Below are 916 nucleotides of genomic sequence, written 5' to 3' on the forward strand. Positions count from 1 at the left end.
ATATTCTCTCCATTTTTCACTATGTTTAAAATTCTTATAATTTGCCCATGATAAATCAAAATTTTGAATATCATTTGGTATCAAATACTACACATACATAAAATAAAAATCTATGAAATGATAAAGGTACTGTAAATACTCTTTGTATATCTATCTTATTTTCAACTTTGNNTTCTCTTGATTTTCCCCTTGCTTTTAATATTTCTTTTTCTAAATCATCCTTTGCTTTCTTTAATATAAAATCTACAATTGCAAATGCAATATTTAATAGATGATATTTATTTAATATAGTTTCTGAGAATGATTTTTCATTGATATGTACATGTATTCCTCTTCCACTCCATTTTAAATATACAGATTTATATATTTTATATTTTTCTAAATATGAAACAATTATTTCTGCAACATTTTTTATTATATCAAAATCTTCTAATAGTCCCATCAATATCAAAAATTGCTGATACATTATTTTATTTTATTTTATCTTTTAATTTATCCTCAGAAATTTGATTATATAAATTTATTGTNGCATAAATTGTTCTAAATTTTAAATAAGAAAATTTTGTAAATAAGGATTTGTATTCATCCTCATTTTCAATTTTTAGTGGATTTTTATCTTTATCATATCTTATAAATACTCTTTGATCCAATCTATTTCATTCTAAGGCAATCCATCTATTTTTTGAATAATCAATAAGTCTCTTTTATAACATATTCATTCATGTAATAATTTTTTATTTCAGACACATTCTATCATAATAATCTATAAAATTTTTTTTAATATATATTTTAAGTAATCTNGTCTGAAGAATTTATTAAAAAATAATTACTAAATTAGATTATATTCATTGGCCTTTTTCCATTTATTATTATNNNATCTTGTCCATTTATATTATTTGTTTGATTATTTCCTATA

The sequence above is a fragment of the Candidatus Nanopusillus massiliensis genome, assembly GCF_920984865.1.